Source organism: Streptomyces sp. I05A-00742 (assembly GCF_013055795.1).
Classification (GTDB): domain Bacteria; phylum Actinomycetota; class Actinomycetes; order Streptomycetales; family Streptomycetaceae; genus Streptomyces.
Window position 1 is genome coordinate 1 of sequence record NZ_JABETO010000035.1, and the last position, 16,165, is coordinate 16,165.

Here is a 16,165-nt window from a genome sequence, read left to right on the forward strand (position 1 = left end):
ACCCCGGCCGGCTCCCCGGACCCCGCGGCTGGGCCCTGCCCGCCGACGCCTACGGCGCCGCGGCCGGCGAGGGCGAGGGCACCGAACTGCGCGCCGCCCAACTCGCCCGGCTCGCGCCCCGCGTCGGCGACCTCGTCTGGGACATCGGCTCCGGCAGCGGCGCCGCCGCCGTCGAGGCCGCCCGGTTCGGCGCGGCCGTCATCGCCGTCGACCGCGACCCGGACGCCTGCGGCAGGGCCCTCGCCGCCGCCCGCCACTACGGCGTCCAGCTGCAGGCCGTCCACGGCACCGCGCCGCACGTCCTGGAGGACCTGCCCGAACCCGACGTCGTCCGCGTCGGCGGCGGCGGGGCTCCCGTCGTCGCCGCCTGCGCCGACCGCCGCCCCGAGGTCATCGTGGCGCACGCCGTCACCCGCGACGAGGCCGAGGCCATCGGCCGGGCCCTCGCCGAGGGCGGGTACGCCGTGGAATGCGCCCTGCTCCAGGCCGTGGAGCTCGACACGGCCGCCTGGACGGAGCGCGAGCGGTCCGTCACCTTCCTGCTGAGCGGCCGCCGTACGCACCCGTGAACCCGCGGCTCCGCACGGAAGGTAGGCTGGCGGATCGTTGTGCGGCGGCTCGGTGTCAAAGACCACAGTCACCAATGTCCGGAACGCACCTCCTTTTTGGTGGAGCGCACGGCAGGGTGGCACCGGGGCGGTACGCAACGTGCCGCGAGAGTTGGACGCTCGTTCTTGACTATGGGCGTGAGCGGTTGGAAGGAGCACTACCGATGGGCGAGGGGTACGCATGACCGACACCGGCCGGTTCCCGGGTGAGGGACAGCCGGAGAACGCAGGCGCTACGCCCGGGCAACCGCTCACCGCGGACGCCGCGGCTCCTGCCGACACCGGAATCCCGACAGTCCCCACCGTCCCGCCGGCGCCCTCCGGGCGTCCCACGACAGGGCCCTCCACCTACGCGTTCCTCGCCGACAGCGACGCCGCGGACGAGGACGACCTGCTGCTGATGCCGGGCGCCCAGGGCGCCTGGAGCGAGCAGTCCCCGGTCCAGGGCGGGACCCACGAGACGGGCGGCCGGGACACCGGCGCGGCCGTCTTCGAAGAGGTCCGCACGCCTCCGGCGGCCCCCGCGGCACCCCGCCGTCCGCTGCACATGGGCCCGCCCGACCCGTCCTCCAACGGCGTCGTGCGCTCCCTCGCGGACCGCGGCCCGGCCGCGCCCCAGCAGCCGGTCGGCTCCCCGGTCCCGCACCCCCCGGCCTCCCCGGTCACGGGTACGGGCCCCGAGTACCTCGACACTCCGCAGACCGACGCGGAGCACGCCGCCCCGGCGGACGCCGAGCAGGTGGCACAGCCGGGCATATGGGACGCCCAGCCGCAGCAGACCCCCGTGGCGGACGCGGCGGTGCCCGTGGTGCCGGCCGAGCAGCCTGCGGCTCCCGTGGAGTCTGTGGAGCCCACGGCCGGGAGCCCGGCTCCGGAGGCCGAGCCCGTCGTGGCGTTCGTCCCGCCGCAGAACACCGGCCCTGACGTTCCCGCCGTTCCCGCTGTTCCCGCGCAGGGCACGCCCGTGACGGAACCGGCCGCCGCAGGAGCACCGGCTGACGGGACGTCGGCCGAGCCCGTTGCCGCGGCGCCCGCCGCGCAGGAGGCCGTCGCGCCGAAGGAGCCCGCTCCCGTGCCCGCGCCCGGTGTGACGGTGCCCGCTCAGGCCGCACCGGTCGAGCCGGCGGCGCCCGTCGATCCCGCGGTGCCCGGCGAGCCCGTCGCGTCCGTGGAGGCCGTGCGCCAGGAGGCCGTCGCCGCCCCGCAGGAGACCGTTCCGCCGGCCCGTACCCCGGAGCCGGAGGAGACGCGGCAGCAGGCGGACGCTCCCGCACCGGCCCCCACCGTCGTGGAGCCCTTGGCCGAGGCGGTCGCCGAAGTCACCGCCCCGGCATTGGACTCCGCCGCGCCGGCCGACGCGGTCCCGGTTCCCGCGCCGGTCGCTCCCGCGCCGGCCGAGGAAGCGGCCGCACCGTCCGAACCGGCCGCGGTCGCGCCTGCTCCCGCTCCCTCCTCCGCGCCCGTGTCCGCCGTCGCCGAGGCTCCGGCCGCTGGTGACGCGGCCCCGGCCGCCGCCGAGACGCCTGCGGTCGACGGGACGCCCGTGGCTGTCGAGGCGCCCGCGCCGGTTGTCGCCGAGGCGGCTGCCCCGGCCGAGGCGCCCGCTCCCGCGCCCGTCGCCCCGTCCGAAACCCCGGTGCCCGCCGAGGCGGTCGCCCCGGCCGACGCCGCTGTGACGGCCGTCCCGGAAGCGGCACAGCCCGCTGCCGCGCCGGCGCCCGTCGAGGCGGCACCGGTCGTGTCCGAGGCCCCGGTACCCGCGCCTGCGGAGGCCGCGGTGCCGGTGGCTGCGGAGGCTGCCGCGCCAGTGGAGGATGCGGTATCCGCAGAGGCTCCCGCGACCGCCGGGACGGCCGTGCCTGCCGAGCCCGTCGCGTCCGCCGAGGCTGCCGCGCCCGCCGAGACCATCACGCAGGCCCAGGCTCCCGTGACGGCCGAGGCGCCCGTAACCGACGTGACGCCCGCTTCCGCTGAGACGGCAGTCGCGTCCCCCGAGACGCCCGCACCCACCGACGCGCCCGTCCCCGCCGAGGCCCCTGCGGCCCCGGCCACCCCCGGCGACGCGCCCGCTCCCACCGAGGCGCCCGTCGCCGTGGCGGAGCCCGTCGTCGTGGCGGACCCCGCACCGGCCCCGGCCCCCCCGGCCCCGGCGCAGAACGAGGCTCCGGTCGACGGACCGACGACCGGACAGCCGGCGACGGCCGAACAGCCCGTCGCACCCGCGCCGGTGGCCGCCCTCGAGGAGCAGGCTCCGGCCGGGACCGCAGAGACGGCTCAGGCCCCCGAGCCCGTCGCCCCCGCCCAGGCCCCCGAACCCGCGCGGCATGAGACCCCCGAGCAGCCCGAGGCGACAGCCCCCGCCGCTCCGGAGGAGCCGCGGCCGGAGCCCGCCGCGGCCACGGTGGAGCAGCCGACGACGGAGCAGCCCGCGGCCGAACAACAGTCCCCGGAGCCCACGCAGGTACCGGAGGTCCCGGAGGCCGAGGCCGCCTCCGTCCACCTCGCCCTCGTCCTCGACGACGAGCCGCAGGCCGTGACGGACGCCGAGGAGGAGCCCGCCGCGCCGCCCGTGCCCGTCGGCCCGCCGGCGGACGGCTACGCGGCCGCCGAGCGGGAGGCCGTCCACCGCGTGATGCGCGAACGCCGTGACATCCGCAACGGCTTCCGCCCCGACCCCATCCCGCACGACGTCCTGCTGCGCGTCCTGGAGGCCGCGCACACGGCGCCGAGCGTCGGGCACTCCCAGCCCTGGGACTTCGTCGTCATCCGCTCGGCCGAGACCCGCCGGACGATGCACGAACTGGCCACCCGCCAGCGCGTCGCGTACGCGGACTCGCTGCCGAAGGCACGGGCGAAGCAGTTCAAGGAAATGAAGATCGAGGCCATCCTCGAGACGCCCGTCAACATCGTGGTCACCGCCGACCCCACCCGCGGCGGCCGCCACACCCTCGGCCGGCACACCCAGCCGCAGATGGCCCCCTACTCGTCGGCCCTCGCCGTCGAGAACCTCTGGCTCGCCGCCCGCGCCGAAGGGCTCGGCGTCGGCTGGGTCAGCTTCTTCGACGAGCGCGAGATGGTGCGCGAACTCGGCCTCCCCGAGCACCTGGAGGTCGTCGCCTACCTGTGCGTCGGGTACGTGGACGAGTTCCCGGACGAACCCGAGCTGATGCAGGCCGGCTGGTCCAAGCGGCGCCCCCTGTCCTGGGTCGTGCACGAGGAGACGTACGGGCGGCGCGCGCTGCCCGGCGAGGACCCCCACGACCTGCTCGCCGAGACCCTGCGCGGCATCCGCCCGCTGGACGCCAAGGCCCTCGGCGAGGCGTGGGAGCGGCAGAAGCGGATGACCAAGCCGTCCGGCGCGCTCGGCATGCTGGAGATCATCTCCGCGCAGTTGTGCGGCCTGTCGCGCAAGTGCCCGCCGCCCATCCCGGAGCCCGCCGCCGTCGCGGTCTTCGCGGGCGACCACGGGGTGCACGCCCAGGGCGTCACCGCGTGGCCCCAGGAGGTCACCTCGCAGATGGTCGCCAACTTCCTGGGCGGCGGGGCGGTCTGCAACGCCTTCGCCAACCAGGTCGGCGCCGAGGTGTGCGTCGTGGACGTCGGCGTCGCGGGCGAGCTGCCGCCCCGCCCCGGCCTCCTGCCCCGCAAGGTCCGCCCGGGTACGGACGACTTCACCACGGGTCCCGCGATGACCCGCGAGGAGGCGCTGCGCGCCGTCGAGGTCGGCATCGAGACCGCTCGCGACCTGGTCACCGCGGGCAACAAGGCGCTGCTCACCGGTGAGATGGGCATCGCCAACACCACGGTGTCGGCAGCCCTCGTCTCCGTCTTCACCGGCTCCGACCCGGCCGAGGTCACCGGCCGCGGCACCGGTATCAACGACGAGATGCACGCCCGCAAGGTCGACGTCGTCCGCCGGGCGCTGGAACTGCACCGCCCCGACCCGGAGGACCCGATCGGCGTGCTCGCCGCCGTCGGCGGTCTCGAACACGCCGCGCTCGTCGGCCTGATCCTCGGCGGCGCCTCGCTGCGCACCCCGGTCATCCTCGACGGCGTCAGCGCCGGCGCCGCCGCCCTCGTGGCCCGCGCCATTGCCCCCGAGGCCCTCGCCGCCTGCATCGCCGGCCACCGCAGCGCCGAACCCGGCCATGTGGCGGCCCTCACCAAGCTGGGCCTCCGCCCGCTGGTCGACCTCGACCTCCGCCTCGGCGAGGGGACGGGCGCCCTGCTGGCCCTGCCGGTGGTCCAGAGCGCGGCCCGGGCGATGCACGAGGTGGCGACGTTCGACAGCGCGGGTGTGGCGGAGAAGGGGTAGCCGAGCGCCGGGCGGGCCGAACAGCCCGTCCGGCGTCTGAGGACGCCGCGCGCAGCGCGGCTCGGGGGTGCGGGGGCGCAGCCCCCGCAAGAAACGGTGAAAGGGCGGGGCAGGGGCACAATCCCCCACCCCCGAGGCCCACGTAGGGTGTCCCTACCCCCTGACCAGCGAGGAGACCCGCACCCCCATGGCCGAGCACCCACAATTCGCCGCCTACCCCGTAGGGCTCAGGCTCGCGGGCCGCCGCGTAGTCGTCCTCGGCGCGGGTCAGGTGGCCCAGCGCCGGCTGCCCGCGCTCATCGCCGCCGGCGCCGACATCCTGCTCGTGTCGCCGTCCGCCACGGCGTCCGTGGAAGCCATGGCCGAGGCGGGCGAACTGCGCTGGGAGCGGCGCCGCTACCGCGAGGGCGACCTCGACGGCGCCTGGTACGCGCTGATCTCCACCGACGACCCGGAGGCCAACCGCGCCGCGTCCGCCGAGGCGGAGGCCCGCCGCGTCTGGGCCGTGCGCAGCGACGACGCCGAGGCCGCCACCGCCTGGACCCCGGCGACCGGCCGCAGCGAGGGCGTCACCGTGGCCGTGCTCACCGGACAGGACCCGCGCCGCACGGCCGCCCTGCGGGACGCCATCGTCGAGGGCCTGCGGAACGGCTCCCTCGCCGCCCCCCACCAGCGCGCCCGCTCGGCCACCGGAAGCGTCGCCCTCGTCGGCGGCGGCCCCGGCGACCCCGACCTGATCACCGTGCGCGGCCGGCGCCTCCTCGCCGAGGCCGACGTCGTCGTCGCCGACCGGCTCGGCCCGCGCGACCTGCTCGACGAACTCCCGCCGCACGTCGAGGTCATCGACGCCGCGAAGATCCCGTACGGCCGGTCCATGGCCCAGGAGGCCATCAACGACGCCCTGATCGAGCACGCGAAGGCGGGCAAGGCCGTCGTCCGGCTCAAGGGCGGCGACCCGTTCGTCTTCGGCCGCGGCAAGGAGGAGATGCAGGCCCTCGCCGAGCACGGCATCCCCTGCACCGTCGTGCCCGGCATCTCCAGCTCCATCAGCGTCCCCGGCACGGTCGGCATCCCCGTCACCCACCGCGGCGTGGCCCACGAGTTCACCGTCATCAGCGGGCACGTCGCCCCCGACGACCCGCGCTCCCTCGTCGACTGGCCGTCGCTCGCCCGCCTCGGCGGCACCCTGGTGGTGCTCATGGGCGTCGAGAACTGCGGCGCCATCGCCGAGGCGCTCACCCGGCACGGCCGCTCCGCCGGCACCCCCGTCGCGGTGATCCAGGAAGGCACGACCGCCGCCCAGCGCCGCGTCGACGCGACCCTCGCGACAGTGGGGGAGCGGGTCAGGGCGGAGGGCATACGTCCCCCGGCCGTCATCGTCATCGGCGAGGTCGTGGACATCGGCCGCGAGACCGGCCGCTGAACACCTCCCACCCCGCGAGCACGAGGCACTGACCCCATGACGCAGTTCTCCGACATCATCACCATCGACGACCCCGCCGACCCCCGGCTGCACGACTACACCGGGCTGACCGACGTCGAGCTGCGCCGCCGACGCGAGCCCGCCGAGGGCCTGTTCATCGCGGAGGGGGAGAAGGTCATCCGCCGGGCCGTGGACGCCGGCTACGCCATGCGATCCATGCTGCTCTCCGCCAAGTGGGTGGACGTGATGCGTGACGTGATGGAGGACGCTCCCGCACCCGTCTACGTGGTGGACCCCGAGCTCGCCGAGCGGGTGACCGGGTACCACGTCCACCGCGGCGCCCTCGCCTCCATGGGGCGCAAGCCCCTGCCCGATCCGGCCGACCTGCTGCGCACGGCCCGCCGTGTCGCCGTCATGGAGGCGGTCAACGATCACACCAATATCGGCGCGATTTTCCGCAGTGCCGCTGCTCTGGGCATGGACGCCGTCCTGCTCTCCCCGGACTGCGCGGACCCGCTCTACCGACGGTCCGTCAAGGTGTCCATGGGCGCCGTGTTCTCCGTGCCCTGGGCACGGCTGGAGAGCTGGCCGCGCGACCTGGAGACCGTACGGGGAGCGGGCTTCCGCGTCCTGGCCCTCACCCCGGACGAGAAGGCCACCTCCATGGACGCCGCTGCCCCGCACCGCCTGGAGCGGGTCGCCCTGATGCTCGGTGCCGAGGGCAGCGGACTGTCGGCCAAGGCCCTGCGGGCGGCCGACGAATGGGTGCGCATCCCCATGGCCCACGGGGTGGACTCGCTCAACGTGGGCGCGGCGGCGGCCGTCGCGTTCTACGCGGTGACATCGGGCACGCCGTCGGCGGCGGACGGACCCGCTTAGGCCGGACCGCCCGGAAGGACGACCGGGAGCGCACCGGCGCCCGAAGCCGCGGTGCCGGACGAACTCACGTCGGAGAGCCCCGCCCCGGACGGACCGGCCTCCGACGGACCACAGGACCCGGCGCCCGCCGTCGTCACCGCGCACGACCGCTCCGGCCCCAGCCCCGAGGACCCCTTGGGCCCGTCGCACCCCTGCGCCGCGGCGATGCCCAGTGCGACCAGCAGCGTCACCACGACGAAGACGACCAGCCGCTGACGCAGCAGCCGCGGGTCGGCACCGCTCCGCCGCCCCGGCGTCCCCGTACGGGGACCGGGACGGGCCCCCGTACGGGATCCCTTGCGGGCCGCCGGACGCGCCGCGGGCCGGTCGGTGCGCCGCTGCCGCAGCGGACGGGTCGCCGGCGGCCGGGCCGGGGACGCCCCCTGCGGGGCGGCGGCCGGACGCGGCTCGGTGGGCTGGTGCGCGTACTCCGCGGGCCGCTGCCCCGAGGGCCGCTCGGGCTCGCGCCGCGACGGCACCCGACGGCCGTCCGACAGCCCGTGCGCCTCCCGCGCCGCGATCTCCTTCAGCCGCAGCGACAGCTGGAGCGTGCTCGGCCGCTCCTCGGGGTCCTTGGCCAGACAGGCGAGGATCAGCGGCGCCAGCGCGTCCGGCACCCCCATGAGCTGCGGTTCCTCGTGTACCACCCGGTACAGCATGACCTCCGAACTGCCCTGCCCGAAGGGGGAGTCCGCGGTCGAGGCGTACGCCAGCGTGGCGCCCAGCGCGAAGACGTCCGTCGCCGGCGTCACCGTCGCCCCCCGCACCTGCTCGGGTGCGAGGAAGCCCGGCGAGCCGACCGCCGTGCCCACGTGCGTCAGGGTGCTCGCCCCGGTCGCCCAGGCGATGCCGAAGTCGATGATCCGCGGGCCCTTGGGGGAGAGCAGGATGTTCGACGGCTTCAGATCCCGGTGGACCACCCCGGCGTCGTGCACCGCCAGCAGCCCCTCGGCCAACGCCGCCCCGACGGAGGCCGTCTGAGCCGCCGACAGGGGACCCTCCTCGGTCACCTTGTCGTGCAGCGAGGGCCCCGGGACGTACTGCGTCGCGAACCACGGCCGCTCGGCGTCCAGATCGGCGGCCACCAGCCGCGCCGTACAGCCGCCGCGGATGCGCCGCGCCGCCGACACCTCGCGCGCGAAGCGCGAACGGAACTCCTGGTCCTCGGCGAGATCCGGCCGGATCACCTTCAGCGCCACCCGCTGGCCGCGCTTGTCGGAGCCCAGGTACACCACACCCATGCCGCCCGCGCCCAGCCGGCGGTGAAGCCGGAACGAGCCGACGACACGCGGGTCCTCGCGCCGGAGCCGCATCATCGTCATCTTCATCCCCGCTGCCGGTCCGTCTGACGAGCCACAGCTTACGGATTGACGGGCGGCCGTGCTGAGAGGCCGCGCATGCGTCGCCGTCGGATGGCCGGTTACGCCGCAGCACCCCGGCCGCCCGCTCCCCGGCCGCCGGGGCCGGCCCGTCCGCCACTCCGGCGGCCCGTCAAGATCCGCGCGAGCCATGGGGTTTGACGGGCCGACGGGCCGTTCCTCCCGGGGAGCCGCGCCCCGTGGGCACACCGCTCGAACACCTGACGCGGCGTCCGTCCGGCCGGTGGGGGACGGTCCGGCGCCGGGACACCGGGACGGCCGGGACGTGAGGCACTTCACTCCGGCCCGTTACCCCGTCGGGGAAGACCCTGGGGTCCGGCCCGGGGTTTCTCCACCCAGGGGAGTAGCGATCCCGGCCCGCCCTCCTCCTCCGGGAGGCGGTGCAAGGGGTACGAGGGCATGACGCCCGGCCCCCCTCCCGACGCCTAATGTTGAGGCCAAGCGACGGGCGTAACACTCGTCCCCCGAGGTCAGACGCCCGTCGCTGTGGACAGCAGCGCGCCCGGCCGGAGCGGCCGGGCCGGAACTGGGGCCGTACGGGCGGCCGGAGAGGGGGCGTGCGATGGCGCAGGCGATACGGCGCACGGCCCGTGCGTCCGAGCGGGCGCACGCCCGAGGCTCCGACCGGCATCCCCTGGTCGCCCTGGCCATGGTGCTGCCCTGCGCGGCCGTCCTGGCCGTGGCCTTCGGCGGCTGGGACGCCGTCGTCACCCAAGCGTCGTCCGTGGCCGGCATGCTGGGGCGCTGAGCGCGCCCCGCACCCGGAAGAGCGGTCCGGGTCGGGGACGAGCCGGCCATAACCCCGTGGGGACGGGGGTGCGGCGGACGACATGACGGGCCGGGTACCTGGGGAGGTGCCCGGCCCGTCCTCCATGCCTCATACGCATGGGAAAACGGCCGGAGGCCGGAGCTCGAAGCCCCGGCCTCCGGCCGATCATGGTGCGCGATACTGGGATTGAACCAGTGACCTCTTCCGTGTCAGGGAAGCGCTCTCCCGCTGAGCTAATCGCGCGGGAAGGTCCGCGAGGACCTCGGTGGACGATACTGGGATTGAACCAGTGACCTCTTCCGTGTCAGGGAAGCCCGCTCCCGCTGAGCTAATCGCGCGGGAAGGTCCGCGAGGACCTCGGTGGACGATACTGGGATTGAACCAGTGACCTCTTCCGTGTCAGGGAAGCGCTCTCCCGCTGAGCTAATCGTCCNAGCCCCGGCCTCCGGCCGATCATGGTGCGCGATACTGGGATTGAACCAGTGACCTCTTCCGTGTCAGGGAAGCGCTCTCCCGCTGAGCTAATCGCGCGGGAAGGTCCGCGAGGACCTCGGTGGACGATACTGGGATTGAACCAGTGACCTCTTCCGTGTCAGGGAAGCGCTCTCCCGCTGAGCTAATCGTCCGGGAGTGTGTGCAGCGTGCGCGATACTGGGATTGAACCAGTGACCTCTTCCGTGTCAGGGAAGCGCTCTCCCGCTGAGCTAATCGCGCGGGAAGGCCCGTGAGGGCCTTGGTGGACGATACTGGGATTGAACCAGTGACCTCTTCCGTGTCAGGGAAGCGCTCTCCCGCTGAGCTAATCGCGCGGGAAGGCCCGTGAGGGCCTTGGTGGACGATACTGGGATTGAACCAGTGACCTCTTCCGTGTCAGGGAAGGTCTCTCCCGCTGAGCTAATCGTCCTTGGAGGTGGAGACGGGATTTGAACCCGTGTAGACGGCTTTGCAGGCCGTTGCCTCGCCTCTCGGCCACTCCACCAAGGAGCGGGGGGTCGGGAAGATCCCCCACTTCGAGCGGACGACGAGATTCGAACTCGCGACCCTCACCTTGGCAAGGTGATGCTCTACCAACTGAGCCACGTCCGCATGCCTCTCCCGGATCTTGCCCGGAAGCTGCCCCGCCGTTCCGCTTCCGCGTCCCGGCGACGTGTTGAACTCTAGCGGATTCCCGCGCCAGCTCAAATTCCGTTTTCGCAGCGTGCTGCCCACTTCCTTCACCCGGCTCACTGCCGCCGACCGCCCCATAGACTCGTTGACGTGCATGACCTCCCTCCGATGGCACGCTTCGGCGGCCTCCTCGCCACCGATCTGCGCGACATCACCAGCGATCCCGAGGCCCTGGACTCCCGGGGCTGGTGGGCCGTGGTCGCGGACTTCGAGGGAAGCGTCCAGTGCGCCCGCTTCGGCGATGTGCGCCCCGCCCCGCTGCCCGCCCCCGGCCGCTGGCGCGGCCCCGCCCCCGAGGCGTGGACCAGCTCCCTCGACCGGGACGCCTACCTCGCCGGGGTCCGGCGGATACGCGAGCACATAGCCGCGGGCGAGGTCTACCAGGCCAACCTCTGCCGGGTCCTGAGCGCCCCGCTGCCGGACCCGGACACCGCGGACGTCGACGCACTCGCCGCACACCTCGCCGCGGGCAACCCGGCCCCGTACGCGGGCACCGTCCGGCTCCCCGCCCACGGCACCGAGGTGGTCACCGCCTCGCCCGAGCTGTATCTGCGCCGCACCGGCCGCACGGTGGAGTCCGGCCCGATCAAGGGCACCGGCCGCACCGCCGCCGACCTGCTGGACAAGGACCACGCCGAGAACGTGATGATCGTCGACCTGGTCCGCAACGACCTGGGCCGCGTCTGCGCCACCGGCTCCGTGACCGTCCCCGGACTCTGCGTCGTCGAACAGCACCCCGGACTCGTCCACCTCGTCTCCACCGTCCGCGGGGAGATCGCCGAGGACACCGGCTGGGCCGGGCTGCTCTCCGCCACCTTCCCGCCCGGCTCGGTCACCGGGGCACCCAAGGCCAGCGCCCTGGAGATCATCGAGAGCCTGGAGCGGGGCCCCCGCGGGCCCTACTGCGGGGGCGTCGGCTGGGTCGACGCCGACCGCGGCACCGGCGAGCTGGCCGTGGGCATCCGCACCTTCTGGATCGACCGGACCGCCCCCGGCGGCGCCGCCCTCAGATTCGGCACCGGAGCCGGCATCACCTGGGGATCCGACCCCGAGGGCGAGTGGGCCGAGACAGAACTCAAGGCGGCCAGGCTGCTCGCGATAGCGTCGGGCACCCATTGCACTACCGCCGGGAGGCAACGGTGACCGTCTGGCTCAACGGGACGCTGGTCGACGGGGACAGCGCCCGCGTCTCGGTGTTCGACCACGGGCTCACGGTCGGCGACGGCGTCTTCGAGACGCTCAAGGTCGTCCACGGCCGCCCCTTCGCCCTCACCCGGCACCTCGACCGGCTCGCCTCCTCGGCCCGCGGCCTCGGACTCCCGGCACCCGACCCCGACGAGGTCCGCGCGGCCTGCGCGGCCGTCCTCGACGCCCACCCCATCCCCCTCGGCCGGCTGCGGATCACCCTGACCGGCGGCCTCTCCCCGCTCGGCTCCGACCGCGGCGCCGCCGGGACCACCCTCCTCGTCGCCGCCGGCGCCATCGAGCGCAGGCCCGACACCACGGCCGCCGTCACGGTCCCCTGGACCCGCAACGAACGCGGCGCGCTCGCCGGCCTCAAATCCACCTCGTACGCCGAGAACGTCGTCGCCCTCGCCCGCGCCAAGGAGCGGGGCGCCACCGAGGCCCTGCTGGCCAACACCACCGGCGCGCTCTGCGAGGGCACCGCCTCCAACGTCTTCGTCGTCCTCGACGGCGAACTGCACACCCCGCCCCTCGCCTCCGGCTGCCTCGCCGGCATCACCCGCGCCCTCGTCCTCGCCTGGACGGACGCCCGCGAGACGGACCTGACGATGGACGTCCTCGACCGCGCCGACGAGATCTTCCTGACCTCCAGCCTGCGCGACATCCAGGCGCTCCGCACCGTCGACGGCCGCCAACTCCCCGGCGCCCCGGGCCCGGTGACCACCGGGGCCATGCGCGTCTTCGCGGAACGGTCAGCGGCGGACATGGACCCCTGAACCGGACACGGCCGGTGGAAATCCCGACGACACCGGCCCGGCGGGTGGGTAGAACAGCACAATGACCACCACCCTTCGCCCCACGGCACCGGAACAGCGCACGGGCGACGGCCACCGCCGCCGCAGCTACGACATCTGCGTCAACGGCAGGCCCGTCGGTGACGTCGAGCTCGCCACGAACCCCCACTTCGGCCCGCGGGCCGGCCAGATAGAGCGGCTCTTCGTCCGGAGGCCCGAGCGCCGCCGGGGCCGCGGCACGGTCGCCGCCCTCGCCGCCGAGGAGGTGCTGCGCGGCTGGGGGTGCCGATGGGTGGGCGTCGGGGTCCCCTGCGACGACACCGCGACGCTCGGCCTGGTGACCGCCCTCGGCTACACCGAGCGCAACCGGAACATGGTCAAACCGCTCGCCGGCCCACCGGAACTGCCCGCCGGGAGCGAGGCGCGGGCGATGACCGACGACATGTACCCGGCGTGGCTCGCCGAGGAGAAAGCGGTCTTCGTCGAGTCCCTGGTCGAGCGCGGCGTGTCCCGGGCCGAGGCCGAGGCCAAGTGCGACGCCGACCACGCCTCCCTGCTGCCGCGGGGCACCGCGAGCCCCGGCGTCGCCCTGCGCGTCCTCGCCCACGAGGGCGTCGACGTCGGGACCCTCTGGCTGGCCGCACGGGGCGGCATCGGCTTCGTCTACGACGTCAAGGTGGCACCGGAACTCCGCGGCCGCGGGCACGGCCGCACCCTGATGCTCGTCGCCGAAAGGGAAGCCCTCGCCATGGGACACGACCGCATCGGCCTCAACGTCTTCGCGGGCAACACCCCGGCGCTGCGGCTCTACGAGTCCCTGGGTTACGAACCCACGAACCTGTACTTCCACAAAACGCTCTGAGCGGCCGGGGAGCGGCCCCCGAGGCCGCCGGCTAGCCGGCCAGCAGCCGGTCCGCGATCTCCTCGATCCGCTCCCGCAGCCCCTCCTGGCTCTTGCCGCCGTCCAGCCGCTCACCGCCGATGACGTACGTCGGGGTGCCCGTCACCCCGATCGCCCTGCCCTCGGCCTGGTCGGCGTCGACGATCAGCATGTGCCGCCCGTCGATCAGGGCGGTGTCCACCTCCTCGGCGTCCACGCCCAGCCCGGCCGCCACCTCGGTCAGCACGCCCTCGCCGCGCTCGCCCAGTTCCTCGGCGCGCGCCAGCACGGCCTCCGCGAACTCCCGGCCCCGGCCCTGCTCGGCCGCCTCCTCGGCGGCCTGCGCCGCGGCGTAGGCGTGCCGGTGCTTCTCCAGCGGGAAGTGCCGCAGCCGGATGTCCAGCCGGTCGCCGTAGCGGGCGCGCAGCGCGCGCAGGTCCTCCAGGGCCGCGCGGCAGTCGGTGCACTGGAGGTCGCACCAGACGTCGAGCACGGCGGACGACGGGGCGGAGGGGCTGTTGGTCTCGCTCATGGCACCAGTCTCCCAGCCCCCGCGGGGGGACGGGATCTCGGCCCTGGGGAGGAGGAACCCCAGGGGACGACCCGGACTTCTCCCTGATCCCGCTCCTGATCGTGGCCCGCGGGCCGCCGTCCGGTGCAGGATGGATGCAGAAGCCCACCATCGGCAGGAGGACCGGATGCTGACCTCGACCGTATGCGCCGCGGTGTCCGCGGGCGGCCTGGGCATCGCCCTGCTGACGGCCTACCGCAAGCGTTTCCTCGCCGCGACCCGTATCGCGGCCTTCGCCCTGATCCCGATCGGCCTCGTCATGACCGGGATCATCGACTGGGTCACCGACCTGGTCTTCAAGCCGACCGTGTGGGCGGGCTTCGGCGTGCTCGCGCTCTCGGCCCTGCTGTTCCTGGTGAGCCGGGCCGCCGAGCGGCGCACCGGCGGCCGCTCCGTGCCCGCGGCCGACCGTCCGGACGCGCTGGCGCCCGGCGCCTCCGCCCCGTCCCTGGGGGCGGGCCGCCAGGGAGGCGCGGACCGCGCCAAGGCGGCTCCCAAAGCGGCTCCCAAGACGAAGGGGCGGAAGAATAGCGGAGGGGAGTTCGACGACATCGAGGCAATCCTCAAAAAACACGGGATCTGACGAACACCTCCACACGATCGGCCCGTTGAGGGCACGCGCTGCGCCATGCTCTGCCGGAGATGAACGACGAACCGGCCGAGCTGGCCGCAGAACTGACCGACCTGAACGACCTCGATCTGAGCGACCTGGGCGACCTCGCCAAGGAGCCGCGGGGCTGCCTCTTCGCCCTCTCCCAGCCACCCCTGATGCTGTTCCTCGCCTTTGTGGCGACCCTGATCCTGGCCACCGCCGTCCACGACCTCTACCGGTGGTGAGCGGTGCGCCGCCTCAGTCCGCCGTACCGCGCCGCCGTGCCCGGTACGCGGCCACATGCAGCCGGTTTCCGCAGGTCCGGCCGTCGCAGTAGCGCCGCGACCGATTGCGGGAGAGATCCACGAAGGCGCGCCCACAGCCCGGCGCCTCGCACCGGCGCAGCCGCTCACGCTCGCCCGCCACCAGGATGAAGGCCAGCGCCATGCCGCCGTCGGCCGCCAGGTGCTGCGCCAGCGAGGCGCCCGGCGCGAAGTAGTGCACATGCCAGTCGTAGCCGTCGTGGTCCGTCAGCCGGGGCGTGGTCCCCGCCTCGGCGACCAGGGCGTTCAACAGCTCGGCGGCCTCCGGCACGGCCGTCGTGTCGAATATCCGTACGAATCGGTCCCGGATCTCCCGGACGGCCCGCAGATCGCCCTCGTCCAGCTCCCCGACCCCGCTGATGTCGTGCCGCTCGACGAACTCCCGCAGCGCCGCCACATCCGGCAGCCCGTCGGCGCCCTCCGGGGCCGGCGGGTCCTCCGGGACGCTGTTGAGCAGGTCGACGACGGCGTCGAGCGCGCACCGGGTGTCGTGACTGATCAGCACGGTTCGTTCGCTCCCTGGCCGGGCCGGTGGGGCGGCACAATGTTCGACTGCGGCCACCGACCTTACTGGCTTCCGGGGCACACCGTACGGCCGCGCCGTCGACCACGGTGGATTCCATGGCGACGGCGCGGCCGGGATGCCTGATGCGCGATATGTGTCGGAAGTGTGTCGGCGGGACGGGGTGTGCGCGCCGCCTCCCCGAGTGGGCGGCGCGCCGGGACCGGACCCCTGGTGTCAGCTCTCCGCCAGGATGTGCGAGAGCTCGGTGTCCAGGTCGAAGTGCCGGTGCTCGGTACCGGGCGGAACGGCGGCGTCGGTCCGCTTCAGGAACGACTCCAGGGCTCGCGCGGGGGCCTCCAGCAGGGCCTCGCCCTCCGGAGAGCTGAGCGCGATGCACACGACGCCCTGACCGTGGCTGCGGGACGGCCAGACGCGGACGTCACCGGTGCCCGTGGGCCGGTGCAGGCCCTCGGCGAGGAGATCCCGGGCGAAGACCCACTCGACCGTCTCCTCGGCTCCGGTGTGGAAGGTGGCGTGTACGGCATACGGATCGGAAGTGTCGTACCGCAGACCTGCGGGTACAGGCAGTGACGATTCGCTCGACACAACGAGGCGCAGGTGCAGCTCACAGCTGACCGTGGTGTTCATAAGCGCCAGGGCCTTTCGCTCAGTGTGCGCTCGGGGATTCGCACGTCGGCGAAATCGACATGCCACCTACGGTGCCGTTGTAAACCCC

The 16,165-nt window shown here is 74.3% G+C and carries 13 protein-coding genes, 9 tRNA genes and 1 pseudogene; 10 read left to right on the top strand and 13 right to left on the bottom strand.

Translation table 11 applies throughout. The features are described 5' to 3' along the window. The 4 genes and pseudogenes from HN013_RS25630 to HN013_RS25645 all read left to right on the top strand — a co-directional run. Nucleotides 1-569, top strand: a pseudogene (locus tag HN013_RS25630) (50S ribosomal protein L11 methyltransferase); the annotation flags it as partial. Nucleotides 570-789: 220 nt separating this feature from the next. Further along, nucleotides 790-4,923: a nicotinate-nucleotide--dimethylbenzimidazole phosphoribosyltransferase gene (cobT, locus tag HN013_RS25635; RefSeq protein ID WP_171170208.1), complete on the top strand. Its 4,134-nt coding sequence runs from the start codon at nt 790-792 to the stop codon at nt 4,921-4,923. Nucleotides 4,924-5,110: 187 nt separating this feature from the next. Further along, nucleotides 5,111-6,346: a uroporphyrinogen-III C-methyltransferase gene (cobA, locus tag HN013_RS25640; RefSeq protein ID WP_171170210.1), complete on the top strand. Its 1,236-nt coding sequence runs from the start codon at nt 5,111-5,113 to the stop codon at nt 6,344-6,346. 36 nt (nt 6,347-6,382) lie between these two features. After that, nucleotides 6,383-7,225, top strand: a complete 843-nt coding sequence (locus HN013_RS25645; RefSeq protein ID WP_171170212.1) for an RNA methyltransferase — start codon at nt 6,383-6,385, stop codon at nt 7,223-7,225. Here HN013_RS25645 and HN013_RS25650 read toward each other — a convergent pair. Beyond that, nucleotides 7,222-8,586: a serine/threonine-protein kinase gene (locus HN013_RS25650; RefSeq protein ID WP_249375400.1), complete on the bottom strand. Its 1,365-nt coding sequence runs from the start codon at nt 8,584-8,586 to the stop codon at nt 7,222-7,224. The two genes, HN013_RS25645 and HN013_RS25650, sit on opposite strands and share 4 nt — an antisense overlap. A gap of 619 nt (nt 8,587-9,205) precedes the next feature. Here HN013_RS25650 and HN013_RS25655 point away from each other — a divergent pair. Further along, nucleotides 9,206-9,391 carry a hypothetical protein gene (locus tag HN013_RS25655; RefSeq protein ID WP_171170214.1) on the top strand — a complete coding sequence of 62 codons (186 nt, stop codon included), beginning with the start codon at nt 9,206-9,208 and terminating at the stop codon, nt 9,389-9,391. Nucleotides 9,392-9,580: 189 nt separating this feature from the next. Here HN013_RS25655 and HN013_RS25660 read toward each other — a convergent pair. From HN013_RS25660 to HN013_RS25700, 9 genes are all read right to left on the bottom strand, one after another. Then, nucleotides 9,581-9,655: transfer RNA gene (locus HN013_RS25660), tRNA-Val, on the bottom strand. Nucleotides 9,656-9,678: 23 nt separating this feature from the next. Continuing rightward, nucleotides 9,679-9,747: transfer RNA gene (locus tag HN013_RS25665), tRNA-Val, on the bottom strand. A gap of 26 nt (nt 9,748-9,773) precedes the next feature. Further along, nucleotides 9,774-9,845, bottom strand: a tRNA-Val gene (locus HN013_RS25670). Between the two features lie 23 nt (nt 9,846-9,868). Continuing rightward, nucleotides 9,869-9,943: transfer RNA gene (locus HN013_RS25675), tRNA-Val, on the bottom strand. Nucleotides 9,944-9,966: 23 nt separating this feature from the next. Next, nucleotides 9,967-10,038, bottom strand: a tRNA-Val gene (locus tag HN013_RS25680). 16 nt (nt 10,039-10,054) lie between these two features. Further along, nucleotides 10,055-10,126 (bottom strand) — tRNA-Val (locus HN013_RS25685). Between the two features lie 115 nt (nt 10,127-10,241). Next, nucleotides 10,242-10,316, bottom strand: a tRNA-Val gene (locus HN013_RS25690). A gap of 1 nt (nt 10,317) precedes the next feature. Beyond that, a tRNA-Cys gene (locus tag HN013_RS25695) sits at nt 10,318-10,391 on the bottom strand. A 34-nt stretch (nt 10,392-10,425) separates the two neighbouring features. Further along, nucleotides 10,426-10,498 (bottom strand) — tRNA-Gly (locus tag HN013_RS25700). Between the two features lie 171 nt (nt 10,499-10,669). Here HN013_RS25700 and HN013_RS25705 point away from each other — a divergent pair. The 3 genes from HN013_RS25705 (at nt 10,670) to HN013_RS25715 (ending at nt 13,420) form a co-directional block, all read left to right on the top strand. After that, on the top strand, nt 10,670-11,722 hold the full coding sequence (locus tag HN013_RS25705) for a chorismate-binding protein (protein WP_171170217.1): 1,053 nt from the start codon (nt 10,670-10,672) through the stop codon (nt 11,720-11,722). Continuing rightward, nucleotides 11,719-12,540 (top strand): aminotransferase class IV, encoded by an 822-nt coding sequence (locus HN013_RS25710; RefSeq protein WP_171170219.1) that lies wholly within the window; start codon nt 11,719-11,721, stop codon nt 12,538-12,540. The genes HN013_RS25705 and HN013_RS25710 overlap by 4 nt, the downstream gene beginning before the upstream one ends. Nucleotides 12,541-12,601: 61 nt before the next feature. After that, complete coding sequence (locus tag HN013_RS25715; RefSeq protein WP_171170221.1) at nt 12,602-13,420, top strand: GNAT family N-acetyltransferase; 819 nt, start codon at nt 12,602-12,604, stop codon at nt 13,418-13,420. A gap of 31 nt (nt 13,421-13,451) precedes the next feature. On the opposite strand, the gene HN013_RS25720 is transcribed toward HN013_RS25715, so the two are convergent. After that, a complete protein-coding gene (locus HN013_RS25720; protein ID WP_171170223.1) occupies nt 13,452-13,970 on the bottom strand; it encodes a DsbA family protein in 519 nt (172 codons plus the stop codon). 166 nt (nt 13,971-14,136) lie between these two features. Here HN013_RS25720 and HN013_RS25725 point away from each other — a divergent pair, with 166 nt between their 5' ends. Beyond that, complete coding sequence (locus tag HN013_RS25725; protein ID WP_171170225.1) at nt 14,137-14,592, top strand: hypothetical protein; 456 nt, start codon at nt 14,137-14,139, stop codon at nt 14,590-14,592. 59 nt (nt 14,593-14,651) lie between these two features. Further along, entirely contained in the window at nt 14,652-14,846 is a 195-nt protein-coding gene (locus HN013_RS25730; RefSeq protein ID WP_171170203.1) for a hypothetical protein, read from the top strand. Between the two features lie 13 nt (nt 14,847-14,859). On the opposite strand, the gene HN013_RS25735 is transcribed toward HN013_RS25730, so the two are convergent. Next, entirely contained in the window at nt 14,860-15,429 is a 570-nt protein-coding gene (locus HN013_RS25735) for a CGNR zinc finger domain-containing protein (RefSeq protein WP_171170228.1), read from the bottom strand. Nucleotides 15,430-15,663: 234 nt separating this feature from the next. Further along, complete coding sequence (locus HN013_RS25740; RefSeq protein WP_004942301.1) at nt 15,664-16,077, bottom strand: SsgA family sporulation/cell division regulator; 414 nt, start codon at nt 16,075-16,077, stop codon at nt 15,664-15,666. Nucleotides 16,078-16,165: the final 88 nt, after the last annotated feature.